The following is a 24881-nucleotide window of genomic DNA, read 5'->3' on the forward strand; positions in this document are numbered from 1 at the left end:
ACGAAACCATGCCAAGCGAACTCATCGTTACATCCATTACAGACGACGGCGAAGTAATGAGCGTAGAACACAAAGACTACCCGATTTATGGAGTGCAATTCCATCCGGAATCCATCATGACACCAAACGGGGAACAAATGATTCGCAATTTCTTAGAAAAATAACCTACAGCCTAATTTATGTATCGAGGGGCTATTCTAAGGCTCTAGAACGATAGGGCAGAAATAAGGTCTCTCGGAACTCCAAGTGGCCACCACCCTACTACGTGGGGCCGCCAAGTCGTTCCTTAAGACCTTATTTCCTGCCAACTCAACCTTGGCATTACCTACTTAATAGCCCCTCTACAATACATATATCGAACAGTAGCCATATTTTCTAAAGAAATATGTGAATCATCACAAGGGAAAAGAACGGCTACGCCGTTCTATCTTCCCACCTCTTATAAAGAAATGATCTGTGCGTTACTCCATATCATGCGCAGGATCATTTGATAATAGTTTGTATGAGGGATATCTATTAAATTGGTATAATTTTTTAGCTGGGTAGGTGCGATTGGGTTATGTGCGAAGCGGACTTGGCGCCCCGCATAGCGGGGGGGGGGGCCACTTGGAGGCTGAGGGCATGACCCAATCGTTACCGACTAGGTAGATATGGTATCAATTTAATAGATATCCTCAAAAGGAGTTATAAATGATTAAAGACGCATTATATGCAGTAACGCATGGTCAGGACTTATCCTACGACCTTGCTAAAGATACAATGAACAAGATTATGAGCGGCGATGTACCCGAGGTTCCTATGGCTGGTTTCTTGTGTGCTCTTGCAGCAAAAGGTCCTACTGTAGATGAGGTTACGGCTTTTGCTGAGGTTATGCGCGAGAAGGCTGGTTCTGTACCTCATGAAGGTGCAGTTGTAGAAATCGTAGGTACTGGTGGTGACGAAGCGAATACTTTCAATATTTCTACCACATCTGGTTTCATCATTTCTGCAGCAGGTATTCCTGTAGCGAAACATGGTAACCGCAGTGTATCTAGTAAATGTGGTGCTGCCGATTTAATTGAAGCGTTGGGTGCTAAATTAGAGCTTAACGGCGAGCAAAACGAAGCGGTTCTTAACAAAGCCAATATGTGCTTTATGTTTGCTCCTGTATATCACCAAGCTATGAAGTATGCTGGTCCTGTACGTAAGGCGTTGGGCGTTCGTACGGTGTTTAACATCCTTGGCCCTTTGGCAAATCCAGCAGGTGCTACTGTGGAGTTGATGGGTGTGTACGATAAATCTCTGGTAGAACCGTTGGCTCGCGTATTGGCTAATCTTGGTGTTAAACGCGGTGCCGTGGTACATGGCTTCGACGGCCTTGATGAGATTACGGCTACTAATAAAACGTACGTATGTGAAATTAATAATGGGACGTTCACAAGCTACGAATTCGATCCAAAGGAATATGGTTTTGAATATGCGGACAAAAAAGAGCTTGAAGGTGGAGATGCTACGGTAAATGCTGAGATTACACGTCGCGTTCTCGGTGGTGAGCAAGGCGGTAAACGCACGGCTGTTGTTCTTAACGCGGGCATGGCGATTTACCTTGCGAAAGACGGCATTACATTGGCAGAGGGCATCGAAGAGGCGAAACATATGATCGACTCTGGCAAGGCTCTTGCTACAATGGAACAGTTTGTGAAAGCAACACAAGAGGTGTAACCATTGATTTTAGATAAGATTATAGAGGCGACCAAAATTCGGGTAGCCCAAGAAAAACAGGTGGAATCTCCAGAGTCTGTGAAAGCAGCGGCTTTAGCATTACCATCTGATACAGGATTTCCTTTTGAAGCGGCCCTTCGTCAACAAGACTTCAACTTCATTTGCGAAGTCAAGAAGGCATCTCCATCAAAAGGCATCATAGCAGAGCACTTCCCGTATTTAGAGATCGCCAAAGAATATGAAGTGGCTGGTGCTGCGGCTATCTCTGTTTTGACGGAGCCAGATTTCTTTAAGGGTGATAAAAAATATTTGCAAGAAATTGCAAGCACCGTAAAAATCCCCGTGCTTCGCAAGGACTTCATCATCGATGAGTACCAAATCTACCAAGCGAAGGTGTGGGGCGCTAGTGCGATTCTCTTGATCTGTGCATGTTTAGATGTGCCTACGTTAACAAAGTTCCGTGAGTTAGCTGATTCTCTTGGTTTGTCCTCTTTGGTAGAGGCCCATGACGAACATGAGGTACAAATGGCTATCGATTGCGGTGCCCGCATTATTGGCGTTAACAATCGGAACCTCAAGGACTTTACTGTAGATGTACAAAATAGCGTGCGCTTGCGTAATCTTGTGCAAGACGATGTAATCTTCGTATCTGAAAGCGGTCTTGAAACGCCAGAGGATATCCAAGTATTGCGGGATAACAATATCGGAGTAGCGTTGATGGGAGAAACCTTCATGCGTTCTCCTAACAAGATTGAGAAACTAGCATATCTCTATGGTTCAACCTACTACACACCAAAGGTTAAAATGTGCGGTATATCCAAGATAGAAACAATTCCTGCTGTAATAGAAGCAAATCCTGACTACATGGGTCTTGTATTTGCACCAAGCAAACGACAAGTTACTGTAGACCAAGCTAAATCATTGGTCAAAGAACTACATAAGCAATATGGAAATCGATATAGTCGAGACGAAGTACAATGCAGTAATGATGTAGTACAAGAATTTATTAAAACGGTAGGCATTTTTGTCAATGAAACGCTAGATAATCTCGTTACGATTGCCACAGAAGTAAATCTTGATGCGGTGCAATTGCACGGTGATGAAGATGAAGCTTTTATCCAATCCTTAAAAGAACGTACTAATGTAGAGGTTTGGAAGGCTGTTCAAATCCGCAGTGCTGCAGATGCAGAGGTGTGGATCGATAGTAGTGCCGATATGCTATTATTTGATACGTACCACAAAGATGAACGGGGCGGTACGGGCGAAGTCTTCGACTGGGCCTCGTTAGATGAGTTTGAACGACCATTTATGCTCGCTGGTGGTATCAATAGCACCAATGTAGCGCGTGCCATTCGTACGGTTCGACCGTACGGCATCGATATCAGTAGCGGCATTGAAACAGAAGGCGTGAAGGACGATGAGAAGATAAAAGCTTTCACTAACATTGTGAGAACAATAGCAATGCCATAGTATGGCGTGCTAGCAGGAATGGTATATAGAAAGGTAAGTTATATGAGTGAACAAAGACATGGCTATTTTGGCTCCTTTGGGGGTCAATTTATGCCAGAAATATTGATGAATGCGGTTATCGAATTGGAAGAGGCGTACAATAAGTACAAAGATGATCCTGATTTCGTACATGAACTTGAGGATTTACATAAAAAATATACAGGTCGTCCATCCCTGTTATATTATGCGGACCGTATGACAAAGGACCTTGGGGGAGCCAAAATTTATTTAAAACGTGAGGACTTAAACCATACTGGTTCTCACAAGTTGAATAACGTAATCGGCCAAATGTTATTGGCAAAACGGATGGGTAAAACACGCGTTATTGCTGAAACCGGCGCAGGTCAACACGGCGTGGCAACGGCTACTATCGCTGCATTGATGGGCATGGAATGCGAAGTATACATGGGTGCAGAGGACTGTGAACGTCAGGCGCTTAACGTATATCGTATGGAATTGCTAGGCGCTAAGGTGCATCCAGTAACAACAGGGACTAGTACATTGAAAGATGCGGTTTCCGAAGCGTTGCGCGAATGGACAAACCGCATGTCCGATACGCACTATGTATTGGGCTCCGTTATGGGTGCCCATCCATTCCCTATGATCGTTCGTGATTTCCAATCTATTATCAGTCGTGAAGCGCGTGAACAAATCCTCGAAGCAGAAGGCAAATTGCCAACAGCTGTTATGGCTTGCGTAGGCGGTGGCTCCAATGCGATGGGCATGTTCTATCACTTTATTCCAGATGAAGGGGTTCGTCTCATCGGTTGTGAAGCAGCAGGTCGCGGCATCGATACAGAGGAACATGCAGCAACAATCGCGAAGGGGTCTGTTGGTATCTTCCACGGTATGAAATCTTACTTCTGCCAAGATGAAGACGGTCAAATTGCTCCAGTATATTCTATCTCTGCAGGCCTCGATTACCCTGGCATCGGTCCTGAACATGCGTACTTGCACGATAGCGGTCGTGCTGAATATGTGCCTGTTACAGATGACGAAGCAGTAGATGCCTTTGAATATTTATCTCGCTTGGAAGGTATTATTCCTGCGATTGAAAGTGCTCATGCGGTGGCACATGCACGTAAAATTGCTCCTACTATGAGCAAGGACGACATCATTATTATTTGTTTATCTGGTCGCGGTGACAAAGACGTGGCGGCTATGGCGAAATATAGAGGGGTGGATCTTCATGAGTAAAATTAAAGACGCTTTCACAAAGGGCAAGGCATTCATCCCGTTCATTAGTGCTGGTGACCACGGTATTGAAAATACAGAACGTTATATTCGCATTATGGTGAAAGCCGGTGCAGACATGGTGGAAATCGGTATTCCTTTCTCCGATCCCACAGCGGAAGGCCCAGTTATCCAAGAAGCAAGTACACGCGCATTATCTACAGGCGTAAAAATCAATGATATCTTCGATATGGTGCGTCGTCTGCGTACAGGTGATGATGCGGTGACTATACCGCTCGTATTCATGACCTATTTGAATCCTATTTATGTATTTGGTCGTGAAAAATTCTTTACCCTCTGTGAAGAGGTGGGAATCTCTGGTGTTATCGTACCAGACATGCCATTTGAAGAAAAAGGCGAGCTCGGTAGTGTGGCTCATAAGCATGGTGTTGAAGTTGTATCCTTAATTGCGCCAACATCTGAAAACCGCATCGAAATGATCGCCAAAGACGCAGAAGGCTTTGTATACTGTGTATCCTCACTTGGCGTTACAGGCATGCGCAGTGAAATTAAGACGGATATTAAATCCATTGTTGAAATGATTCGCAAATATACGGATATCCCGATAGCTGTTGGTTTTGGTATCTCTAAGCCAGAACAAGCGGAAGCTATGGCGCGCGTATCCGATGGTGCTATCGTAGGCTCTGCCATCGTTAAAATCGTGGCAGAACACGGTGAACATGCGGATCAAGCGTTGTTTGATTACGTAAAATCCATGAAACAAGCTGTTCTAAAGGCTAGTGTATAATAAATGATTTCATTTAAATACCGGTTTTAGTAAGTCATTTAGATTTTTTAGAATATTTTGACATAGAAAAACTGCACCCCAAAAATTGAATTCAATTTTTGGGGTGCAGTTCATTTGGTATTTAATGTTGTTCATGTACATGTTGGTTATGATGAGCATGCACTTTTTTAAATGTGTTCTCTTTTGGTGGTTTTGGCACAGGAACGAGGCTTAGTCATTAGAGGATTCAGAACGTTGGTGTCGTTCGCTGCGTTTTGCTGTTGCATTTTTATCATGCTTTTCACGTTCAGATATTCTATGCTTTCTGTGCTTTTTCTTTTTATCATTTACTTTGTACCATGGATGATCGCTGCTATCTACTGTGCCATCATCATTTTTTACCATGCGATGGTTTTCACCGATTTTGAAGTGATAATCTTTGGCTTGGGCTACATTGGTACCAATACCAACTGTTAAGAAGGCACCTAAACTGGCCAAGGCTACTGCTTTAATTAATTTAGCTTTCATAATTATCTCCTGCATAATTAATTGCACGAATTTTAGTTGTAAGAAATATATCTGTAGTATAGGTAGATTTCATGAACAAAAAATGAATCAACTAAGTTGATAAATCATAGTATAATAGGAATATCTATATATGTTTATTATCTAATATTATCTAAGATTATAGTAGGAGCTTTATGAAACAGAGAGTATACGAAATCCTCTATCGTGAGCTAGTGGAAAACTATGCGAACAGTAAGGGACGTACCAATACAGCCGATTTTTGGCTCACCATAAGTGCCATATCCTTTGTATATGGCTTAATTATATGTATTACAGGTCTTGCAACCTACATACCGTACGGATTTCTTTATGCTGTCTCTATTGGTGGCGGCGTATTATTTGTATTGTCCATCCTGTTATGCTTGCCGAAGATTATGCTAATGGCAAGACGGTTACGAGACTCTAATAATGATCCAACGTTGATGATTTTACTATTGGTTCCTATTTTAGGCTGGCTTGCATTATTGTATCTATTCTGTAAGCGCACATCGCCTGTATCTAATGGATTAGAGGAAAAACGTTCCGTATCAGGCCTTTTTATCGTGGCTATATTAGTATTAAGCTGCCTAGCCATTAGTGCAGGTAGTACAATGATTAATCATAATTTTATAGTAGAGGAGACTGCTTATGGCAATTTAGAACCTAGTTCGTTAACGAAACAAGCAAATCGTCTTTTACAAAGTGAAACGGCTACAACAGAGGGGCGTACTGTGGTAAGTAATTATTATGAAGCTCTCAATAAAAAGGATTATCATGGTGCATATCGTTATTTGAGCGCTCGTGCTATGGAACGATATGGTAGCTTTGAACTATGGGAACAAGCCATGACTAAGGAAGAGGTTCCTAAGGTGAAAGCGATACAGCTTGACTATGTTTCTCAAGACCAAGATGATGATATTGTTGTAAACTATATGGGCTTTACCGTTACTTTTAAAGATAAATCAGAGCCTCTATTAGTTCGTTTGCATAATGAAGGCAAAGGCTGGGGCATTGTTGCTATTGAAGCCGCAGAGGAGGATTAGGTTATGTCAACCATAAATATATATGATTTGAACTATACTGATGCCTTCAAATTAGGTATTAGGAACTATGCTAATTTTAACGGTCGTGTTAGCCGGAGTGAATATTGGCGATTCGTGGCAGGCGTTACATTGATACAAGGATTACTTGGCATTTTAGCTTTACTTTGTAGTACCTTGGGCTTCCCTAATTATGAAGCGCTTATCGATAATGTTGCTGTAGGGGTATCCCTTTTCTTTATAGTTCCCAATATAGCTATCACAGCGCGGCGTATGCATGATATTGGCCGGAGTGGTTGGACGCAGCTAATCTCATTTATTCCTGTTATAGGATTCTTTATATTTCTCATTTACGAATTGCGTCGTGGCGATCAAAGAGAGAATTCATATGGTGAAAGAACCGGATATACACCTATTACTCCTGAGGTTAGCAAAGCTACTGGTCTAGAAGAAACTCCATCCCGTCGCCAAGATTGGGCGATGGGGATTGCTATCTTTATTATCCAATCTATTATTATTGCTGATATCATTAGAGAGATATTATGGTATGGTATTAATGGGAATGGATATATGTAATAAAGATCTGCATTTATTAACAATCTCATTATTTTATTTTATAAAAGTTTAACATCTCCTTTATAGACAATATAACACTTTGTAGTAAAATGAATTTCAGATGAATTCAAAAATATAGATATTAATAAATAAAAAATATCTAAGTTGTTATATGTGTTAAGTACAGCAGGACTTCGTAATCTTTGCTGATTCCTGTTTGTAACTAGAAGGAGTTTATTATGAAATCTTGTCCCTATTGTGGACATGAAGTGTTAAAAACAGATTGTTACTGCCCAGAATGTGGGCATGTTAGTAGGCCACAAATCTCGTTAGATAAATATAATCTAGGCTTGATTGAAAACTTTAAACAATGTTTGGTTTATAAATATGCTGACTTTGATGGTCGTGCAAGTCGTAGTGAATATTGGCATTTCTTTTTAGTCTATCAATTGTTGTTTGTGGCCATTCTATTTACTTGTGCTTTTTTGAGCTATATTAGCCCACTGTCTAGTGTAGTAGGCGTAGGTTTTGGCTTGGTCATTCTTGTTCTTTTGTCCGTGATTATGGTTATTCCTGGCGTGGCCGTTTCAGTACGACGCTTACACGATCAAGGCCGATCAGGCGGACTCGTATTTATTGGATTTATCCCGGTGGTAGGGACCATTATCCTGTTGATCCTTATGGCTCTACCTGGTGAAAGCCTATCAAATCGCTTTGGTCCCCCTACAGGTCAAGTGGTTGTAACAAAACAAATGGCCCGTGAATTAGGTCTTATTGATACTACGCCATCTATGGGGCTAACTGCAGGACTATTCTGCGCTATCTTTGTGCTTTGGTTCTTGGTAGATAAACTACTTATGACTAGTGCGATGTAGGCTATGATGTATCCTATTTATCTACTTGCTCAAAAGGGTGATGAAGGTGATAACCAATACGGATCTCCAATGAGCTATGAAGTTGTCACTGCTGAAGAAGCTGCTCGCACTGGCCTTAAAGAAACTCCAACTGACGACATGGATCGTAAATTCATGTACGTGTGCATTGCAATTATTATTCTTGAATTAATTCTCATGAGTGCAATCTAATAATTGTATTTACAATAAAGCCTACATAAGTAGGCTTTTTCTTTTGCTTAATGAGAAAAAAATTTTTATTAAACTTAGAAATGAAGTATTTGACAATTCCCCCTCGTGAGTCCTATAATTATCTATTATATGAATATTGCGTTGAAAAAGACGGCATGTCTCAGGCGGATTTTGTAGAGACCAAACTCATAGGCTGAAAGGTTTGGAAATCTAGAGATGTGCGGATCACTTTGGAGCAAGCGGCAACGCCGCCGGTGAACACCGTTATATGTCTAAGTGGCTTTCACAGTTTACGTGATGAGTTGCGTCATATGTGTTACAATCATGTGCTAGCATGGTGTGACAATCGCAGTTGCAGTGGCGTTAGCTTTCACTAGTAACGAGAGTCAGTAGGGTGGTACCACGGATATGACGTCCGTCCCTTCGGGGACGGGCGATTTTTTTATGTAAAAGGAGCACATCATGGATTACGGTAAGACGTTACATTTGCCTGAAACAGAATTCCCAATGCGCGGCAATTTGCCTAAGCGCGAACCAGAGATCTTAAAATTCTGGGAAGATAACAAGATTTATCAAAAACGTTTGGAATTGCGTAAAGACGCAAAGCCATTCATTTTGCATGATGGTCCTCCATATGCGAACGGTAAATTGCACATCGGCCATGCCCTCAACAAAACGTTGAAGGATATCATTATGAAATACAAGACTATGACTGGTCACTATACTCGTTATATCCCTGGTTGGGATACACATGGTTTGCCAATCGAGCATGCGGTTATTAAAAACACTGGCCTTAACCGTCATGAAATGGCGCCATTGGACTTGCGTAACAAATGTAAGGAATATGCATTAGAATGCGTAGAAACTCAAAAGCAAGACTTCATTCGTTTTGGTGTATTAGGCGAATGGGATCGTCCGTATTTGACATTGCGCCCTGAGTTCGAAGTAAAACAACTTGGTATCTTCGGCGAAATGGCAAAACGCGGCCACATCTATAAAGGTCTTAAAACTGTATACTGGTGTACGCACTGTGAAACTGCATTGGCAGAGGCAGAAATCGAATACGCTGAGAAAAAATCCTTCTCCATTTACGTAAAATTTCCTTATGTATCCGAGAAAAAGGTGACATTGCCAGCTGGTGTAGATCCAAAACAAGCATACGCTGTTATCTGGACAACTACTCCTTGGACAATGCCTGCCAACGTAGCAATCTCCGTTAACCCTGAGCTTGAATATGGCTGGGTAAAAGTAGGCGAAGAATATTACTTGATGGCTACTGAGCTAGTTGATGCGGCGATGAAAGATATCGGTATCGAAGACTACGAAATCGTAAACCGTTTCTCTGGTGCAGATTTAGAATTGGCTGATTTCAAACATCCATTTGTAGAACGTAATTCCACAGTATTGCTTGGTGACCATGTAACACTTGAAGCCGGTACTGGTTGTGTACATACAGCGCCTGCACACGGTGAAGATGACTTTAACATCGTTATGCGTTATAACAAGGAAGGCAAAACTGAACTTCCTATCGTATCTCTTGTTAATGAAACTGGTAACTACACAAAACAAGTGGACGACAACCGTTATGGCGATACCGAATTCCCATTGGCTGGTGTAGAAATCCACGATGCAGAGGTGCCTGTAATCAAAATCTTGGCGCACAATAATGCATTGCTTCACAAATCTAGCTTGCGTCACCAATACGCTCACTGCTGGCGTTGTAAAAATCCTGTAATCTACCGTGCTACAGAACAATGGTTCTCCTCTGTAGATGGGTACCGTCAACAAGCTCTTGATGCAATCGACAATCAAGTGCAATGGATTCCTAAATGGGGTCATGACCGTATCTTCAACATGGTTCGCGATCGTGGTGACTGGGTAATTTCCCGTCAACGTATTTGGGGCGTGCCAATTCCTATTTACTATTGTGAAAGCTGCGGCGAGCACATCATCAACGATGATACTATCAAAGCATTACAAGAAAAAGTAGCCGTAGAAGGCTCCGATGCTTGGTGGGCTCACAGTGCAAAAGAACTGTTACCAGAAGGTTTCAAATGTCCTCATTGCGGTCATGATGAGTTCAAAAAAGAAACTGACATCATGGACGTATGGTTCGACTCGGGTTCCTCTTGGGCTGGCGTACTTGAAGTTAACGATCTTGACGTACCATGCGCTATGTACCTTGAAGGTTCCGATCAACATCGCGGCTGGTTCAACTCTTCCTTGTTGACTGCAGTAGCCACAACAGGTAAAGCACCTTACAACTCCGTATTGACTCACGGCTTCGTTGTGGACGGCGAAGGTCGCAAAATGTCCAAATCTGTAGGTAATACAGTAGCACCTAGCGATATCATCGACGTATATGGCGCTGACGTTATGCGTTTGTGGGTATCCTCCGCAGATTACCAAGCAGACGTACGTTTGTCTAAAGACATCGTAAAACAATTATCCGAAGTATACCGTAAGATCCGTAATACATTCCGTTTCTTACTCGGTAACTTGGATGACTTCAATCCAAATACTGATAAAGTGGCTTACGCAGATATGTCTGAATTCGATAAATGGGCATTGTTGCGCTTAGAAGAAGTGCGTCAAAAGGTTACTGATGCGTACGAAAATTATGAATTCCACATGTTATACCATGCAATTCATAACTTCTGCACCGTAGACTTGAGCTCCATCTATCTTGATGTAATGAAAGATACTATGTATGCTGAAAGCAAAAACAACGTAGCTCGTCGTTCTGCTCAAACAGCGATGTATGAAATCTTGAAAACATTGGTAGCTATGGTATCTCCAGTGCTTTCCTTCACAGCAGAAGAAGTTTGGAAATACATGCCTAAAGAAGAGAGTATGCGCGAATCCGTTATGCTTCAAGATTGGCCACAAGGTCATCCAGAACACTTCAATCAAGAATTGGCTGACAAATGGAACCAATTGTTAGACTTGCGTACATCCGTACAAAAAGCTTTGGAACTTGCGCGTCAAGACAAAACAATTGGTCACCCATTGGATGCATCCGTTACGGTATACGCTGAAGGCGCTGCATTTGATGCATTGAATGCTCTTGGTGAAGAAGGCTTGGCTAAACTCGTTATCGTATCCGAAGCTCACATCGTAAACGGTGCTGCACCAGCAGAGGCTGTAAAAGACGAAGAAACTGGCGTTGCAACAGTTGTTGTTGCCTCTGGTCTCGAAAAATGTGAACGCTGCTGGATCCATCGCGATACAGTAGGCCAAGATAGTGAACATCCTACACTTTGTGATCGCTGTGCCAGCGTTGTAAAAACACTATAATAAAAGTGCTGTCATAAGACTACTATAATAAAAGTGTTGTAATAAGACTACTATAATAAAAACGCTGTAGTAAAAATCCATAATTAAAATAATTCTATTATCAAGATTATAGGAATTATCAAAAAAAGACCATCCTGTTGAACTTCACTTCCCAAAATTGTGTCCAATTTTGGGGAGGCAGCTCACTGGGGATGGTCTTTTTATGTTTGTAAATCCTTTGGCACTGTTAATTGTTTCCAATTATCTAGCTCAGGAATTTCCAAGGTATTTATTGTTTTTTGAATCCAATAGTTTAAGGACACCTCGTTTCCCACATATTGTTCGAATAAATAGGTGTTGCCAGGCGTGTCTTGTTGGTTTCCATCTTCATCGATGGTGTGATGGGCAGATTCTTTTAGATAGAGCTGCACTCTAAATGGGGTCGACTGATTGCCTTTAAAAATAAAATAGGATGGGCCCACAAAGTCATGGGTGCGAATATTAATTTGTTCGTATTTTTTCTCTTTCAACCCTTGCAAGGCAGTCTGAATCATAGCGTTCGCATCGTCGTATTCCTCTAACAAGAATGGCTGTTGATCAACATCGAGCACGTAGTGCCAAGTCGGCTTTTCTTCATTCTTTTCGATGGACCAATTCTCTTCGAGGCTAGGCAACTGACGATTATGGTAAAGCTCTTTTAATAGGCCTAAGGTATTTTCTTTGTTGAATACGGCCTTATAAACGATTTCCTGTCCTTCTGTTGGATCATAACCGTGCAGTCTTACTTGATAATGATTTCGTAGCATCCGCGTTACATCGAGCTTGAAGATATTGCGCAATACATCTGGAACGGATAGAAAACGATTGTAAAAGCTGAGCTTCATTTCTTCTTGTGAGTCTAAGGCTGTTTCAATGGTTTGCCAGTCATACAACGTCGTATCCCATAGGAAGTCGTCCATAATCACAGATAAACGTGCCGCATCTTGAGGCCAGGTGGCAGGAGCAGGGCGTGCCGTAGAAGTAGATTCAGCAATGCCTTCTTTATACTGCCAGTGACCATCAACCTCTTCAAAGGCCGCTAATCGTTCTTCTGCTTCGTCATCGATGGGAATATCTTTTAGCTCTGGATCTAAATTGGCTTTGTGAGACAAGATATATTGATGGGATTGCTCGTAATAGGAGACGGCTTGATCTAAATCTGGTTTGCCTGTTACATAGCCTTTTTCGTAGGCATAGCCCAAGGCAACACGTGTTAAAGCGCGCGTAATATCGTAGAAAAGAACGCGATTTTCCTCGTCAAAGGCTCGTTGTTCTTCATCTAAGACACGCAGTAACGATTGTACACCGAAGCGGATGTTTTTCGTCACCCCTAAACCGTGGATTCGCATATAACCGATATAGGGCAAGGCGAACATAAAACGATCTTTTGTAGCCGCCATATGCGTTAAGTCTGCAATGAGCCCCCAGTCAAGAGGCAGGTGGCCTATGTGAAAGATATAGCCAAAGGCCGCCTGCAAGGCGGTGTACCCCGCATCACTAAACTCTTTTGTTGCCGCGCGGCGGTAGAGACCAATAGCCTTTACCGGATCGTAGGGGATCGTACAACGTAGATTTTTGGCATCATAGAAATGATAGTAATAATCCGCTAATTCTGCGATGCTTTCAGATTGACCTAAGGCGGCACCTTTAGTGAACCACGTGAAAGCATCCTCGAATTTACCGTTTTCATGGCAGTCGAGGCCTGTATATAGCATCATGGCAGGGTTGCCAAGCTCGGCCGCAGTTTTGGCGACACGGCGCGCATTGGCAAAGTCGGCTTCGTCGATATAGATATTGCGCAGGTTCCCTTGGAACATGGCAAGGCCATTGTCGAGAGCCTTATTAAACCACTCTTTAGCAAGGCTGGATGCTTTTTCTTGTAATTTATCGTCTGGTACGGTGCCTTGTAAGGCGGCGATGCGATCCTGTACAGAGCCGGTTGTAAGGCTTTTTAAAATGCGTTTAGACCAACTCATGGGAGGAGGTGTTAGCATAGCTTCAGCGGAATTGATGCGATTATCGTCGCGCCAGAAAAAGACGTTCCCTATAACATATTGGCAATACGCATCCCCTCGGTCTGCATAGTCATGAACAATACGAAATGCATCATCGAAAGAGATTTGCATATTATTTTCAACGGTAGGCGTAATAGAGCCTTTGATACGCAAGGCTTGTAATGTACCGATAGGGCTACAACGGCGAATGCTATCGTGTAAGCACTGATACGTGCGCATATTGTCCTCTGGGAAGTTAGACTCTTCCCAGGTAAAGCGAGGCCCTGCATAGACACGTGCTAAGAGGGCATATGCATCACCTAGCTCTCGGGTCTCTGGATCGTTGGCTATTTTGAGAGCATCTTCTTTAGTATCTATATCACTTTCAAGAAGGGTGGTCATATCGTTTCGCAAAGCGCGATGATCAGTTTGTACTGTACCTTGCTGATTGTTGACGATGAGCTCTAACTGACGTAAGCCTTCTTGAGCCATTTTTTGATTATAGGATGTAAAAATCATGTGGAAGACCTTTTGCAGGCGTTCCGTAAAGTACTGTGCCATTAGGCCTCCTTTTATACGATAGAATACATATTTATTATATAACGAACGTTAGGTACCGTAAAAGAGGCAATGCTAGTATAACTGTATGTCTTCTATTGATATCATATTGATATCATATTAATATCATATTAATATCGTTTAACTGTTCTCACAATATACTAGCTTATTTTTAATATGCCTGTATTTAATACAATGTAATACGGAAGTTTCGGTATGTGTTGCATTTAAGCGTAAAAAATCCCCTCTGAAGAAGATCTGTTGTCACACATTTTATGTGATGTCTGAAATCTTTCAGAGGGGTTATTATGTATCCTAGTTCGTAGGAACATATATTATTTTTTGTTGTAATCGCCAAACCATTTGTTGTAGATTTTTTGGTAAGTGCCGTCTTCTTTAAGTTCTTTAAGAGCTTTATTAACAGCTTCTTGTAAAGCTTTGTTGCCTTTTTTTACGCCAAGCACTGTGCCTGGGGATTTAGTAGGTTCGCCTACGAGTTTAAGATCTTGATCAGCACCTTGTTTTAGGTAGTACATAGCCACTGCGTTATCGATGATAGCACCATCGATTGTGCCAGCTTTCAATTCCATAAAGATATTAGCGTTGGAATCGATTTGTTTTACTGTTGTGTTAGGAATTTTTTGAGCCATTTCAACAGGGATTGTGCCGATTTGAACACCTACCGTTTTGCCTGCTAGTTCGTCCATGTTGTGGATGGTAGTGTTGTCTTTACGAACAACTGTAATGAAACCGCCTTGGTCGAAGTACACATCGGAGAAGTCCAATACTTTTTCGCGTTCAGGAGTAGCATTGATACCTGCAGCAATCATGTCAATATCGCCAGATTGAACAGCTGGAATCAAAGCATCGAAGCCCATGGATTTGAATTCCATTTTTAGACCGATTTTTTTGGAAATGGCTTCAGACAAATCAACATCGAAACCAACATATTTGTCGCCTTCAGTGAATTCGAATGGTGGGAATGTAGTTTCAGAACCTACACGCAATACACCTTCTTGTTGTGTCATTTTAGGTTTGTCGTTGCCACAACCAGCCAATAAACCTAATGCTGCTACCGCTACGAGGGCGATGGCTGTCAATTTTTTGAACTTAAACATAGTATCCTCCTCAAACATCCATATACATGGTTTATACATTTCTGTTTATATTGTACGGAATTTTACACCAATAGGCAATAACATTGTATAATTAAGAGTACATGAGTTTCATATTTAAAAATGACTTTCATTTGGACTGATTTTAGATATATCATATCTCTGTTGTTTATGTTAGTTTTGAACTGTATTAATTTATCTTAATTGGATTAGGTAAAGCCGTTCATATCCATTTATTTATTTATATAAATTTATTTATATTATTGGAGGCGCTATGTCCCTTACGCATACATTTTCTGATCTTTGTAAAAGCTTCGCCTCAGATGCTTTTGCGGTGAATTATACATTAGCTAAAAATCCTGAGATTTCTAGTCAAGAGTTCGAGTCTGTTAAGACCATTGGTGCAGTCCTCGAAAAACACGGCATGGACGTAACCTATGAGTTCTGTAATTTACCGACTGCCTTCAAGGCGTCTGCCGTAAAAGTAGAGAATCCAAAAGGCCGATTGGCCATACTTTGTGAATACGATGCACTGCCAGAGGTAGGCCATGCGTGTGGTCATTCTGCTAGTGGTGCCATGAGTGTACTTGCCGCATTGACACTGCATAAGATGCAACAAGAGGGCGTAGCTTTCAACATGGATATCGATATTATCGGCACACCAGACGAAGAAGCGATGGGGTGTAAGGTGGATATGTGCAATGCAGGGGTGTTTAAAGAATACGATTTTGCCATTATGGTTCACCTCGACGGCGAGGAAACGCGTCCTAACTCACAATTCTTGGCACTCGATTGCTTCCGTGCTAAATTCCACGGTAAACCAGCTCATGCGGCAGGTGAGCCTTGGAATGGTGTCAATGCGGTGAATGGTGTGCAACTCGCCATTCATGCTATGGATATGATGCGCCAACAAGTGCGCCCTGAAACGCGCATCGGCACGTGGATCATTGCTGGAGGTACCGCATCCAATGTAATTCCTGCCTTCGGTGAATTAGAGGTTACCGTGCGTCACACAGAGCGGGATTACTTAAATGGCTTATCTGAGCAGATTAAAAACATCTTTGAAGGGGCGGCCCTTTGTACAGGTACAACTGTGGATGTAGCGTTTTATGGCAACCCGTATGATGATATGAACCAAAACCACCGTGGCACAAAGCTTATCGAAGAGGTAATGGCCGACATGGGCCTCGATTTTGAATCTGGTCCGGCAGCCCTCGGAGGTAGTTCAGATATTGGCAATGTAAGCTATCAATGTGCAGCACTCCATCCTAAATTGCGCCTTGCTGGCGAGCCGAAGGTGTGCCATTCTAAAGAATTTGCCGGTGCCATGTTAGAGCCTACCATTGAACAAACCATCATCGACGGAGCAAATATCATTGGTGGCGCTTTATTACGACTCGTAGAAAACCCAACAACCTTAGAAGAAATCGTAGCTGAATTTACAGAATCTCTAGGGGAATAATCTTAGATACTATGAGAATAACCATAGAATACTATGAAGATACGCATCTAAAATTCAAGATGTGTGTAAGTGTATTATAAATACTATGAGGATACTCATTTGAAATTCAAGATATTGATAAATCTATTTTAGATACTATGAGGGAGGTTGTATGTCCTCAAAGGAAACATTAACTATAAAAAATTATATTGGTCTTGTAGGTGATAAACCAATTCGATTTATCGCATCCGATGTAGATGGTACCTTGGTAAACGATGCAAAGGCGATTCCTGAGGATGCCATTGAGGCGATTCGTGCAGCTCGTGAAAGCGGGATTCGGGTAGCCATTGCATCTGGCCGTGCTTGGAATGAGATGAATGATGTCATCGAAAAACTGCCTTGCTTGCGCTATTTCATGTGCACCAATGGCGCCTATGTGATGGACAAGGACGAAAACCGTAGTCTATTTCACGTAAATTTTGATAAGGAACAAGCTCTACATTTGTTGCGCAAACTATTAACCTATGGCGTATATGTAGAGGCCTATGTGAAAGACAAAATCTTTGGCATGTATCCGCCATCTAGATGCATTACCCCTGAACGCTTAGGGGCGTGCGCTTGTGAACGAAGTGGCAGTAATAAAAAGACGTTGCATGGCATAATGGATAATCATCTGCCTAATAAAAAAAATCAGATTTCTGATATAGGGGACACTCGTCTACCAGGTGCAACGTACGACCACTATGCATTGGTGGAAGGCAATGAAGCAGCAAAGGTAAAGATGTCTGAATGTGAAATTGAGCAATCCAATTTCTTCTTTAGACCTAATATTCGTCCATTTATCTTGGCTACGCGAACAATGGTATGTGATTTGTTAGCTCATATGGAAGCCTTAGATGAAGGACCTGAGAAGATTCAAATCTTCTACGGTGACGAGCCGATGCGTCAGCGCATCTTGCAAGACTTACGAGATGAATACCAAGGTTTATCCCACGACGGTACTGGCCGTGAACGATTCTATGATGTATTGCTCTCTAGTGAAGGCAATCTAGAGTTTGTATTGCCTCATACTACAAAAGGTACTGCTGTAGAAGCCTTGGCAAAACACTGGGGCTTAAGTCCTGATGAGGTGATGACACTAGGGGATAGCGAAAATGATCTATCTATGTTACGCTTTGCGGGTGCAGGCGTAGCCATGGGCAATAGCAAGCCGAACATTAAAGAAGCGGCACGATACGAAACGACAGATAATAACCACCAAGGCGTGGCAAAAGCTATTTACTCGGCTATTGCATATAATATTGCGCTCAATAGAAAATCTTGACTTTAGTGTTTATAATAACCTAATGTTACATGGCAGATATAGTATTTAATCATTACGTGGATATACTTAATTTTGTTTTTTCTGATAGGGAGGTGATGCATAATGGGAAATCTAAAGTTTAATATTGATGACACTTGTGTTAAATGTGGTGCTTGTGCTGAGGACTGTCCTGTTCAATGCATCACCGAAGGGAAAACTCGATTTATCATTGGGAAAGGCTGTATTGGCTGTGGTGATTGTTATTCCATATGCCCTGTAGGGGCTGTGAAAATGTATAAACGAGAGGTTCCTAAAAAGTGATAGCTAGAAATCTTTTAGTATTGTCAGCAAATTAACTCACATACGGAAGGCTCCTAAAGAGTGGTAGCTAGGAATCCGAACATTAAATTCTTATTTATAATCTATATACGGAATATATGGAGCCGTTATACTTCCTATGGTATAATAAACTGTAATGAAAAATTAGCGTTTAGCTCGGAAAAACGCACCCCCAGTACAGATATGTATGGGCATAACAAATAGTGAATATACTTTCACAAATAGATGCATATGGAGGAAGGCATGGAAAACAAGGAATTTGTAATTGTTGTTGACTTTGGTGGTCAATATAACCAATTGATCGCGCGCCGTGTTCGTGAAAACCACGTATACTGCGAAGTATATCCATACAACAAAGCGCTGGAAAAAATTAAGGAATTAAAACCGCAAGGTATCATCTTCACAGGCGGTCCTAACAGCGTGTATGAAGAAAACTCTCCAAAAATTGAAAAAGAGATTTTTGAACTTGGTATTCCTATTCTTGGCATGTGCTATGGTATGCAATTTATGGCGCATACATTGGGTGGCGAAGTTAAATCTGCGGACAACCGTGAATTTGGTAAAACACCTACTAAAGTGGACACTACATCTCCATTGTTCAAAGGCTTGGAAGAAGACCAAGTTGTTTGGATGTCTCACGTTGACTATGTAGCAAAGGTTCCTGAAGGCTTTGAAATTGTAGCACATACTAAGGATTGCCCTGTTGCATCCATGCAAAATACAGAACGCAAACTATATGCTATGCAATACCATGCAGAAGTGTTGCATACGGAACATGGTAAAGAAATGCTTCACAACTTCTTGTACGAAGTATGTGGTTTCACAGGCACATGGACAATGGCAAACTATGCTAAAACTGCTATTGAAGACATCCGTAACACAGTAGGCGACGGCAAAGTATTGTTGGCATTGTCTGGCGGTGTGGATAGCTCTGTTGCGGCAGCTCTTATTTCTAAAGCTGTAGGTGACCAATTGACTTGTATATTCGTTGACCATGGTTTAATGCGTAAAAACGAAGGCGATGAAGTTGAAGCAGCTTTCAAAGATTCCGGTATGCATTTCATCCGCGTAGATGCTGAAAAACGTTTCTTAGATAAATTAGCTGGCCTTGAAGATCCTGAAGCAAAACGTAAAGCTATCGGCGAAGAATTCATTCGCGTATTCGAAGACGAAGGTCGCAAAATCGGTTCCGTTGACTTCTTAGCGCAAGGTACTATTTACCCTGACGTTATCGAGTCCGGTACTGGCGAAGCTGAAGTTATCAAATCTCACCACAACGTAGGCGGCTTGCCTGCAGTGGTAGACTTTAAAGGCCTCATCGAACCATTGCGTAACCTCTTCAAAGATGAAGTACGTGAACTTGGTTCTGAATTAGGTTTGGCTGACTACCTCGTATGGCGTCAACCATTCCCAGGTCCTGGTCTTGCTATTCGCGTAATGGGCGAAATCACTAAAGAGAAACTCGATATCTTGCGTGATGCGGACTACATCTTCCGTGACGAAATTGCAAAAGCTGGTCTTGATCGTAGCATCAACCAATACTTTGCAGTATTAACATCTACACGTACTGTAGGCGTTATGGGCGACTTCCGTACATACGATTACACATTGGCATTACGTGGCGTAACAACAACAGACTTCATGACTGCTGACTGGGCACGCATCCCTTACGACGTATTGGACACAATCTCCCGTCGTATCGTAAACGAAGTACAACACATTAACCGTATTGTGTATGATATTACATCTAAACCACCGGCAACAATTGAGTGGGAATAATTTTTTTGTATTGTAATTTAGTTTATTGGAGAAGATTATATAAAAGGGTGGGGATAAGTGTATAAGTATAAATAAATACATTAAATTTATTAATAGTATTTGAGTTTGGGGTTAGTTTTACAATTTTTAAATATTGAAAATTTTTCATGTTTAATCGGGAGAATAAAATGATAAAATTAATAAAAGCAAATATTATAAGATATAAATGTATAGAAACTGAGCAATCTTTTGATGTTGAGGATGATGTTACTGTTTTAGTGGGGATGAATGAATCAGGAAAAACCTCTATTTTAGAAGCATTAGCTAAAACGCAGTATTTTGAAAATGATGAAAAATTTACTTTTAATATGATTCATGATTTTCCAAGAAAGCAGAAAAAATCGGTTGATAAAACTGGTGAAATACCTGAGGCTGTTAAATTAGAGTATCAGGTAGATAATAATGTTTTACATGAAATTTATGAGGAACTTGGAATTAAACCATTAGATAATAAATTTTCAGTAACATATTATTATGACAATCATTGGACATGGAAGTTATCTTGGATTAATACTCTAGAGTTTATGAAAGAGAAGATTGTTTCATTAGAGTTTGAAAATCAAGACTTATCAAGCAGTCTTCAAAATGTTTCGAATAAATCTCAATTTAAGAAGGTATTAGAGAATAAAAATGAAATGGGATATAGTGAGGACGATATAAAAAAGCTAGATTCTCTTAAAGTTTTTTTCAAAGATACTAATTCATGGGAAAAATCACCTATTGATGAGTTTGTTGTTTGTAAATATTTAATACCTAATTTACCTAAGTTTATGTATTATGATGATTATTATTCATTGCCATCAAGAGTATCGTTAACAAAGTTAGAAGAGAATTTTACTGATTCTGCAAAAAAAACTGCTAAAGCTCTTTTAGAGTTAGCTGATATAGATATAGAGACATTAACAAAATCTGATAATTTTGAGGAATTTATTGCTGAATTAGAGGCTACAGAAGCGATTATTTCTGCTGAATTATTTAAGTATTGGAAAACTAATAAGAATCTAAAAATACTATTTAAAATAGATAAAAAAGAAGAAATTGATTGTTATAATAATACTAGAATTGTTGATCGAATATTAGAGATTAGAGTTCAAAATCAAAGAACCGGTGTTTCATTACCTTTAGAAAATAGAAGTAAAGGTTTTAATTGGTTCTTTTCTTTCTTAGTATGGTTTATGAAAATTCAAGAGAAGAGAGATACGACATATATATTATTGCTTGATGAACCAGGATTAAATTTACATGCTAAGGCTCAGAATGATTTGTTAAAATTCATATTTGATTTATCAAATGATTATCAGATTATTTATACTACGCATTCACCATTTATGATTGAAACTGATAAATTAAATAAGGTTAGAACTGTGTTCGAGAAAAAAGATGGAACTACAATATCAGATTCTGTTCAAGAGAAGGATCCGAACACACTATTTCCATTACAAGCCGCTTTAGGATATGATTTAGCGCAGAATTTATTTGTATCAAAGAAAAATTTACTTGTAGAGGGAATTTCAGATTTAACATATTTATCAATAATTTCAACAATATTAGAAGCGCATGGACGTGAAGGGCTAAACCCTGAAGTTATGATTGTTCCTGTAGGGGGGGCTGATAAAGTGGCAACTTTTATTTCCTTGCTACGAGGAAATAAATTGGAGTTGGTATGCCTACTAGATACTTTTACTGATCAATCCGCCCAAAGTCGATTAAATAATATGGTGGCGAAACAAATTATTAAGGAGAATAATATTTTATTTTATCATGATGTTATACAGTCAGACCATGCTGATATTGAAGATTTATTTTTAAAGTCTGATTATGTTGATTTATATAATAAAACATTTGATGTGGAGATTGATAGTACTACTTTAACTGACGGTTCAATCTTAGAACAATTAAGGGCTTTAAACAATGGCGAAAGTTTTAATCATTATAGGCCTGCAAATTATCTAGCTAAAAATATACAAAGTATTTCATTTTCAAATGAATCTTTGAATAATTTTGAAAAGTTATTTAAGTTGATAAATAAACTATTTTAGTCTAGATATATATTTTTCTAAAATTTTATCTTTAATTTTATAATAAGTCAAAGCTATTAGGCTTTGATAAAATGAAGCACATGATTTTAAACGCGTAAAAGTGTTTTATCATGTGCTTTTTATTTGTATTCTAATATTTAATCGTTGGTCGATAAATAATTATTTATTATTATGATACACATGATACAATATTAGATGAAAAGAATTAATAAAATAGGCTCAAATTAATTGATTTTTAAATTATAGTATTGTTAATTATATAATGAGGTCCTATGAAAACAACAAAATCCTTTGGCAACCATTCCAAATATTCTCTCCACGATGCAAGGGTACAGAAAATAGAATACGTAGACGATAATTTGATCCTTACCTTTGAGTACATTTTTTCTTACGAAAACGGTACTGAACAGACTCATAAGGCTCAAGTTGTGTTTGAGACGTGCGATATAGATTTTTTTGAAATTCTAGTGTTTAATAATACGATACTAGATACTTTCACAGGTAAAAGAATTGAGTTACCTCAGTATCAACAGGATTATAGTGATAGTGAATTTGAGGTCATTACGGAGACCTATAATTGGGGACACGCTGTATTCCAGGGCTGGTTATGGACCGAAGGGAATCCAGTACACTGTATAATGAACATATACTTTAAAGGTGATATGGTATATGTAATTGAATGAGGTCTAAAATGAGCGATTTAGATTTTACTATTGGCTGTACAGTTACTTTCTTCAGTAAGAAGAGAAGAACTCCACCGAATTTAAATTATGGAATGTACTATCCGCATATCGTTATAAAAGGTACTGAGGAATATCTTGGTATCAATTTTATTGATGGTGAAGATGTCATCTTTGATAAACCTATTCAAGCTAACGCTTTACCAGTATATGAAACCATAGATTATTCAGCTCTACAAGCAGGTACTGAGTTCTTTATAATGGAAGGCGGAAATATTGTTGGTGAAGGGATTGTAAAAGAAATCTTTCAACATAAACCATATGGGAGTAAATAGTTATGGGCTATAAAAATGTATGTGTAAATTGTCGGATCTCCTTGTCGGAGGGCACAAACTACGAGTTGTTTAACAGAAATAAAACCTGCCCTACCTGTAAAGGTAAAATGTACTTTGTGAACGAGAAGTTCAAGGCTCCTAAAAAATCTAATGACAAAGAATGGAAAATCATCGAGTATTTGTTATTGAGCGGCTATGACTTCCGTAATCCTTATTGTGGACATGAGCAATGTATTTATTTTGAGTTCCCTAAGAACCTGCAAGAGGCTGAGGCGTTTATTCGTGAGATGCGAAAGTTAAAGTAATCATTTGGAGAAGCTCTTATGGCGATTACCTATACCGAAGAAAAAATTTTTACCCCTCAGCAGGTAGCAGAACTGTTTTTATCTGTTCGCTGGGTGGTGGGAAAATATCCTGATCGATTATACAAGGCTTTGATGAATTCGTCACGCGTGATTTCTGCTTGGGATGGAGATCGCTTAATAGGTCTTATTCGCGTCATGGACGATAGTGAACTTGTGTGCTTTATCAATTATGTGTTGGTTCATCCTGATTATCGGGGCCAAGGTATTGCAGGGCATTTACTAGAAATGGTGAAACAGGCTTACAAGTCTTACTTGTACATTAATGTTATGATTGGTGAAAGTAAGAATGCTCCATTCTATGAAAAGCATGGCTTTATGATTAAAGACGATTCATTGCCAATGCAATATCGTAATGTACCTAAATATACGAAAAAGTAGAACAGAAAAGGCTACACATCACTCATTGAATGTGTAGCCTTTGTTTTATAAACGGTATATACTAAAACCGACATGTAGATATGATGGAGAAAGATATGGATATATTAATACGAAAAGCGACAACCGCTGATTTAGATTTAGTGACACATATAGAAGCAACTTGTTTCCCTCCTGCAGAGGCTGCACCTCGTGAGGCTTTTAAGGAGCGCTTAGACCATTATGCAGGTCAGTTTTTAATTGCCTTTGACGGCGATATACCGATTGGTTTTATCGATGGTTTTGTAACGGATGATGAAATTTTAACGGATGAGATGTTCGGCGATGCTTCGTTGCATAACCCTAACGGCGCATGGCAGATGATATTTGGCTTGAATACATTGCCAGAATACCGAAATCGAGGAGTAGGTGGTCAGTTGATAGAGGCTTTCATAGAGTTGGCCAGAGAGGAAAACCGAAAGGGCGTAATTCTAACCTGTAAGGAAGAAAAGATTCACTATTACGCCAAGTTTGGTTTTGTAAATGAAGGGGAATCAACGTCGGATCATGGCGGTGCTAAATGGTACCAAATGCGCCTTGAATTGTAGAGGAAACTCGTAACATTGCATCATCTTGATTTGGCGGCTATGTTCGCAGATGAAATCATCGTGCTCAAAGAGGGTAGAGTATACGATCAGGGTGCACCGAAAGACATCTTTACAGAAGCCATGATGGAAGATGTATACCGTGTTAAGACAAAAATTTATATCGATGATAATGGGTTACCTCATGTTATTCCATTAGAAGCAATAAAATGATAAAAGGCTAT

24 protein-coding genes are annotated in these 24881 nt (G+C 40.1%); 21 read left to right on the forward strand and 3 right to left on the reverse strand.

The features are described from left to right. The 5 genes from RYO55_RS02820 to trpA form a co-directional block, all read left to right on the forward strand. Positions 1-164, forward strand: a 164-nt coding sequence (locus RYO55_RS02820; RefSeq protein ID WP_314984153.1) for a glutamine amidotransferase-related protein, incomplete at its 5' end; no start/stop codon positions are given. Between the two features lie 526 nt (positions 165-690). Further along, positions 691-1701, forward strand: a complete 1011-nt coding sequence (trpD, locus tag RYO55_RS02825) for an anthranilate phosphoribosyltransferase (RefSeq protein ID WP_314984071.1) — start codon at positions 691-693, stop codon at positions 1699-1701. 3 nt (positions 1702-1704) lie between these two features. Continuing rightward, on the forward strand, positions 1705-3171 hold the full coding sequence (gene trpCF / locus RYO55_RS02830; protein WP_314984072.1) for a bifunctional indole-3-glycerol-phosphate synthase TrpC/phosphoribosylanthranilate isomerase TrpF: 1467 nt from the start codon (positions 1705-1707) through the stop codon (positions 3169-3171). Positions 3172-3213: 42 nt separating this feature from the next. After that, positions 3214-4407 carry a tryptophan synthase subunit beta gene (trpB, locus tag RYO55_RS02835; RefSeq protein WP_314984073.1) on the forward strand — a complete coding sequence of 398 codons (1194 nt, stop codon included), beginning with the start codon at positions 3214-3216 and terminating at the stop codon, positions 4405-4407. Next, on the forward strand, positions 4400-5191 hold the full coding sequence (trpA, locus tag RYO55_RS02840; protein WP_314984074.1) for a tryptophan synthase subunit alpha: 792 nt from the start codon (positions 4400-4402) through the stop codon (positions 5189-5191). Before trpB ends, trpA begins: the two co-directional genes overlap by 8 nt. A 210-nt stretch (positions 5192-5401) precedes the next feature. On the opposite strand, the gene RYO55_RS02845 is transcribed toward trpA, so the two are convergent. Then, positions 5402-5698, reverse strand: coding sequence for a hypothetical protein (locus RYO55_RS02845; RefSeq protein WP_308521897.1), 297 nt, complete (start codon positions 5696-5698; stop codon positions 5402-5404). Positions 5699-5871: 173 nt separating this feature from the next. On the opposite strand from RYO55_RS02845, the gene RYO55_RS02850 reads away from it, so the two are divergent. The 5 genes from RYO55_RS02850 to ileS all read left to right on the forward strand — a co-directional run bounded on the left by RYO55_RS02850 (position 5872) and on the right by ileS (position 11693). Continuing rightward, positions 5872-6759, forward strand: a complete 888-nt coding sequence (locus RYO55_RS02850; RefSeq protein ID WP_314984075.1) for a DUF805 domain-containing protein — start codon at positions 5872-5874, stop codon at positions 6757-6759. A gap of 3 nt (positions 6760-6762) precedes the next feature. Next, a complete protein-coding gene (locus RYO55_RS02855) occupies positions 6763-7332 on the forward strand; it encodes a DUF805 domain-containing protein (RefSeq protein WP_314984077.1) in 570 nt (189 codons plus the stop codon). Positions 7333-7550: 218 nt separating this feature from the next. Next, positions 7551-8186 carry a DUF805 domain-containing protein gene (locus RYO55_RS02860; protein ID WP_012863765.1) on the forward strand — a complete coding sequence of 212 codons (636 nt, stop codon included), beginning with the start codon at positions 7551-7553 and terminating at the stop codon, positions 8184-8186. A 3-nt stretch (positions 8187-8189) separates the two neighbouring features. Next, positions 8190-8396, forward strand: coding sequence for a hypothetical protein (locus RYO55_RS02865; protein WP_314984078.1), 207 nt, complete (start codon positions 8190-8192; stop codon positions 8394-8396). A 462-nt stretch (positions 8397-8858) separates the two neighbouring features. After that, entirely contained in the window at positions 8859-11693 is a 2835-nt protein-coding gene (ileS, locus tag RYO55_RS02870; RefSeq protein WP_314984079.1) for an isoleucine--tRNA ligase, read from the forward strand. A 200-nt stretch (positions 11694-11893) separates the two neighbouring features. Here the strand turns inward: ileS and RYO55_RS02875 are convergent, their stop codons facing one another. Next, positions 11894-14266 (reverse strand): tetratricopeptide repeat protein, encoded by a 2373-nt coding sequence (locus tag RYO55_RS02875; protein WP_314984080.1) that lies wholly within the window; start codon positions 14264-14266, stop codon positions 11894-11896. 332 nt (positions 14267-14598) lie between these two features. Then, on the reverse strand, positions 14599-15381 hold the full coding sequence (locus RYO55_RS02880; RefSeq protein ID WP_314984081.1) for a basic amino acid ABC transporter substrate-binding protein: 783 nt from the start codon (positions 15379-15381) through the stop codon (positions 14599-14601). 271 nt (positions 15382-15652) lie between these two features. Here RYO55_RS02880 and RYO55_RS02885 point away from each other — a divergent pair, with 271 nt between their 5' ends. From RYO55_RS02885 to RYO55_RS02935, 11 genes are all read left to right on the forward strand, one after another. Continuing rightward, complete coding sequence (locus tag RYO55_RS02885; RefSeq protein WP_314984083.1) at positions 15653-16840, forward strand: amidohydrolase; 1188 nt, start codon at positions 15653-15655, stop codon at positions 16838-16840. Between the two features lie 151 nt (positions 16841-16991). After that, positions 16992-18143, forward strand: a complete 1152-nt coding sequence (locus RYO55_RS02890) for an HAD hydrolase family protein (protein ID WP_314984084.1) — start codon at positions 16992-16994, stop codon at positions 18141-18143. Positions 18144-18245: 102 nt separating this feature from the next. After that, on the forward strand, positions 18246-18443 hold the full coding sequence (locus RYO55_RS02895; protein WP_060919324.1) for a DUF362 domain-containing protein: 198 nt from the start codon (positions 18246-18248) through the stop codon (positions 18441-18443). A 261-nt stretch (positions 18444-18704) separates the two neighbouring features. After that, positions 18705-20240 (forward strand): glutamine-hydrolyzing GMP synthase, encoded by a 1536-nt coding sequence (gene guaA, locus RYO55_RS02900; protein ID WP_314984086.1) that lies wholly within the window; start codon positions 18705-18707, stop codon positions 20238-20240. A 167-nt stretch (positions 20241-20407) separates the two neighbouring features. Beyond that, complete coding sequence (locus RYO55_RS02905; protein ID WP_314984087.1) at positions 20408-22318, forward strand: AAA family ATPase; 1911 nt, start codon at positions 20408-20410, stop codon at positions 22316-22318. A 272-nt stretch (positions 22319-22590) separates the two neighbouring features. Next, positions 22591-23001: a hypothetical protein gene (locus tag RYO55_RS02910; protein ID WP_314984089.1), complete on the forward strand. Its 411-nt coding sequence runs from the start codon at positions 22591-22593 to the stop codon at positions 22999-23001. Positions 23002-23009: 8 nt separating this feature from the next. Then, positions 23010-23333, forward strand: coding sequence for a hypothetical protein (locus RYO55_RS02915; RefSeq protein ID WP_314984090.1), 324 nt, complete (start codon positions 23010-23012; stop codon positions 23331-23333). Positions 23334-23335: 2 nt separating this feature from the next. After that, positions 23336-23638: a hypothetical protein gene (locus tag RYO55_RS02920; protein ID WP_314984091.1), complete on the forward strand. Its 303-nt coding sequence runs from the start codon at positions 23336-23338 to the stop codon at positions 23636-23638. A gap of 18 nt (positions 23639-23656) precedes the next feature. Next, positions 23657-24076: a GNAT family N-acetyltransferase gene (locus RYO55_RS02925; RefSeq protein ID WP_314984093.1), complete on the forward strand. Its 420-nt coding sequence runs from the start codon at positions 23657-23659 to the stop codon at positions 24074-24076. 95 nt (positions 24077-24171) lie between these two features. Beyond that, positions 24172-24660, forward strand: coding sequence for a GNAT family N-acetyltransferase (locus tag RYO55_RS02930; protein WP_314984094.1), 489 nt, complete (start codon positions 24172-24174; stop codon positions 24658-24660). A gap of 15 nt (positions 24661-24675) precedes the next feature. Continuing rightward, positions 24676-24870, forward strand: coding sequence for an ABC transporter ATP-binding protein (locus RYO55_RS02935; RefSeq protein ID WP_314984095.1), 195 nt, complete (start codon positions 24676-24678; stop codon positions 24868-24870). The last annotated feature ends 11 nt before the right edge of the window (positions 24871-24881 follow it).

It is taken from the genome of uncultured Veillonella sp., from assembly GCF_963551295.1.
Classification (GTDB): Bacteria; Bacillota; Negativicutes; order Veillonellales; family Veillonellaceae; genus Veillonella.